The sequence below is a fragment of the Microcoleus sp. genome (assembly GCF_049646505.1).
Classification (GTDB): Bacteria; Cyanobacteriota; Cyanobacteriia; order Cyanobacteriales; family Microcoleaceae; genus Microcoleus.
In genome coordinates, this window is sequence record NZ_JBARVX010000331.1 from 1 (window position 1) to 3,915 (window position 3,915).

The following is a 3,915-nucleotide window of genomic DNA, read 5'->3' on the forward strand; positions in this document are numbered from 1 at the left end:
GTTGAGGCGGGGAAAGGGGATGTAGGGGCGATCGCCTCCTATGACAATTTTAAGACTGTGGCGATCGATGTGTACGACAAGTTGAACCGGGATTATAACTTAGACGATTTAGTGCCGATTTATCGGATGCGTCGGGCGATGGGAGAAAGAGTAGGGCGATCTCAGTTCAATGAGTGGCTGTTGGAAATGCAGGCTCAAGATATTCTCCAACTTATAGGCGGCAGTGTAGAAGACAGCGCCCCCGACAAAATCGAAGATTCTATCACCACAAAAGTGAACGGTTTGCGCTGCTATGTCAAGCGTTTAACCTAATTAACTTGAGTTAGTAGTGCATTCGCTCCTTTATCTTCACACACACACACAACGATGAATGACTTTCACTCCTCAATCCCCGACCTCAATCAAGCTATTTCTAGTCAAAACCCTTTTGACAGATCGTTAATAGTCAGGAGCAATGATATTTGGAAGCCAAGTTTTCCTGACGTTCCTTCTATCAATGCTCATGCCTCTGATGCTATCTTTCAGGCGATAGAGCAAATCCGCGCGGGGTATCGTACAGTTAGTGGCATCACGATCAAAGCTGAAAAAGGTCTAGGAAAAAGCCACCTAATTAGTCGGATTCGCAGCCGCCTTCTCGATGAAGGTGGTTCTTTCTTTGTTTATATGAGCGACGTAGACTATGGAAACTTAAACCGAGTCCACGCTAACTTTCTAAACACTTTGTCTTTAAGCCTGAAACAGATTGGTAACGAAGGCGTAATGCAGTGGCAAGAATTAGCAACTGCTTTGATCAATGAGGCATTAGGAAAAACTCACATACCTCAAAATTTAGTCAAGCAATTTTCGGGGGCATTAGCTAAAAATCCTAAATTAGTTGATGCCTTAACTGCAAAAGTGCTTCAAATTAAGCCAAACATCGAAAATCCTTATTTGATCCAGGCTATTCTGTGGACACTTGCTTCAGATAAAGTGAGCTTTGCAACCAACTGGCTGTCTGGAAAAGCTTTGGCACAAGCACAAGCTGATGCAATGGGTTTACCAAATTCCACGGAAGAGGATAAAGAAGGCGAAGCATTTCAGACTGTTTGCCAAATTTTAGACTTAATTGGTGATTACAGAACTTTAGTAATTGGCTTTGATGAGTTAGAGAGTGTAGATCGGAATGAAGCTGGTTTCAACAGGGCACAGGTCGTTGCGCTCTTAGTAAAAGACTTGTACGGTAAAATTAAACGAGGTGTCTTAATGACAGCTATGTTTGATGAAACTTGGACATTGCAGATCCGAGCATTACCGCAGGCAGAGTCAGTCACAGCTAGAATGGGTGAAAAGACTTTTGATTTAAAGTATCTGAATGCTGATGATGTAGTGACTCTAGTTTCTCAATGGCTCAAAGAATTTTATGACAGTAAAGGTTTAACTCCACCTTATCCAGTTTATCCTTTTGATGAAGGTGAACTGAGAGAACTGGGAAAAGAAAAGTTAATTGTCAGAAAGGTTTTAGAGGAGTGTGCAAAGAAGTGGAAAGTACCTGGTGATAATACTCCATCGCCAACAGCAGCAGATCCACTCCATCAAGTTGAACTTGCTTTTAACAACGAACTGAATGCACTTGAGGAAACAATCGAGAAATATTTTGACGATAGCGATATTTTAGCCGAGGCTCTATATTTCGCCTTCCTTGCAGTCAAAGGGGAGACTGTGGAACGAGTGCAAGTTGAGGAGATTGAAAAGGTACAAACTAAAGCTGTAGACAAAGGTTATCTCGACTTTAGAATTCGAGGCAAAGAAGATGGAAAGTCTGTCAAGATAGTAGTCGCAGTTGTTCAAGAATCTAGGGCAAAGTATGTGAGTGCAGCATTAAAGCGATTAATTGATTATCAAAAGTTTGATATGACTCGCGGTTGTTTAGTTCGTTCTAAAGATGTTAAACCGAAGAGTGTAGGAAAACAGTGTTTGGATCAACTTCTTTCTCCAGAACTAGGTGGAGAATTTGTCAACCTGGCAAGGGAAGATATCAAGCCTTTATTAGCAATTTATTTTGTTAACAAGGCTCGCACAGATTACGATGTAACCGAAGATCAAATACTGGAGTTTATTGTTCAGAAAAAGATCGCGGCTGAAAATTATCTAATTTGTGAAATTCTTAGCGATCCGTCTGGTCAGATTCCTGATGGGTTGGTTGATGAAAATGAGATAGCTGAAAGTACCTTCATATCTGATACTACGGAAATTAACAACCTCGACGAAGCACTTGATAAATTATTAGGTCAATAAGTGGATGAGTTATTCTGTTTTTGTTGATACGGCTTTGCAGTTACCTGCGCCAGATGTGGAAGCCTTAATCGAAGGGCGAGTGATTGCAGCCATGCCTCGAATTTTCATCGAGCCTGGTAGGTCATTTGCCCTATATCCAGCCAATATCTCGATTAATTTGCTGCCCCACGAGCAATACTACCGATCGAGTTTTTTACCAATTGCTAAAACCTCATTTTCTCAGTTAACTTCTGAGACGATTTTGATAAAAGCTTGGGCTAAATGCGAATGGTGTAAAATACTAAACGATCCAGAATCATTAGAGGCTTTGTCGAAGTTAACAGTCTGGACAACAGAGGCATTACAGCAAACTCTCCTGCAACGAGGTAATATTTTTCTAACTCATTTTCGCGTTTATCTGCTACCTCAGCCGCTGGAAATGCCAGTGCATCCCGGCGACAATTTTGTATCTTTACCAAAGTCTCTAAATCTTACTGATTCAACGCCTGTGGTGAGCGATACTATCTTTGCTAAACGCAGTCAAAAGCTGAAAAAACTAGAGCCTCCTGAACATCCAGAATTGGAAGAGTTGCAAAGTGCATTAGTGCATTTATCCACCACCAACCCAAAAGCCAAACAACTAGACGCAGAAATCAAAATGTTTCTAGGTTGGTCGGAAAATTCACCAACTGCAAAACCAGATCCTGATTTAGATTGGATCAAAACGATCGCACAAATCGGAAACTCTAGCGATGGTAATACATTTGAAAAGTTAGTCCGCAAAAGTTTTATCAAGCTAGGATTTGCCAATTCTAACAATAAACCAGAAGCTAGCCTCAATCCAGAATCAACAGGCGGTGCTGGCGGATTAGATTTCTACTGTGAAACTCCCTATCAGGTAGTGGGAGAATGCAAAGCTACCAAAAGTGAAACTGTAGCTGATGGAACGCCAGCGCAACTTATCAAGTTAGGACACAAGCACCTTCAGGAACAATACAACTGCTGTATTAAGATAATTATGGCCGCTGGTCAGTTAAATAGACACGCTAACAAAACTGCTATCGGAAACCACATGAATGTCATTCGCCCTGAAACATTGCAAAGACTTGTTGAATTGAAAGCTAAACACCCCGGTTCGATCGATCTATTACAATTAAAACCTTGTTTAGAACAACAGCCATTTGGTGAGGAAGCCGATGCTAAGGTTAATCGCTATATTGATGATGTGCGGGAGAAGCTTAAAGTGCGATCGCACATAGTTCAGCTAGTCAAAGACTTTTTGGAAAGAACAAAATCAACAAGTGTTGAATTTAATCAGCTTCACGGTGCTTATGCCTTTTCTATGTCGCCCCAGCCTTTAAAATATGAAGAAATGCACCAAATTTTAATAGAACTTTCCTCACCTTTGACTGGTTACTTAGGGCGAATTAAAGGCGAAGATTTAGGGCGCGATCGCTTTTATTTCCTGCGCGACTTGCAATTAGATGATTGAGACTAAAAAAGGGCGAGCGTACTTCATCCAATTTCCTACACAGTATCAGGATCTACGCCCAACTCCCGCAACCTAGCCGCCAACCTTTCCGCTTTCTGCAATTGAGCTTGTTCTGCCTTAATTAACCCTTCCACCAATGGCGGATCTAAAATTTCATTGACTGATAATCT

2 protein-coding genes and 1 pseudogene are annotated in these 3,915 nt (G+C 41.4%); all 3 read left to right on the forward strand.

Going from position 1 to position 3,915, the window contains the following annotated elements:
• Positions 1-312: pseudogene (locus tag WBA89_RS16945) on the forward strand (hypothetical protein); the annotation flags it as partial.
• 54 nt (positions 313-366) lie between these two features.
• The gene (locus WBA89_RS16950) at positions 367-2,274 is read left to right on the forward strand and encodes an ATP-binding protein (RefSeq protein WP_424408348.1); all 1,908 of its coding nucleotides are present in this window, start codon (positions 367-369) and stop codon (positions 2,272-2,274) included.
• 4 nt (positions 2,275-2,278) lie between these two features.
• Positions 2,279-3,745 carry a DUF1802 family protein gene (locus WBA89_RS16955; RefSeq protein WP_424408349.1) on the forward strand — a complete coding sequence of 489 codons (1,467 nt, stop codon included), beginning with the start codon at positions 2,279-2,281 and terminating at the stop codon, positions 3,743-3,745.
• Positions 3,746-3,915 lie beyond the last annotated feature (170 nt).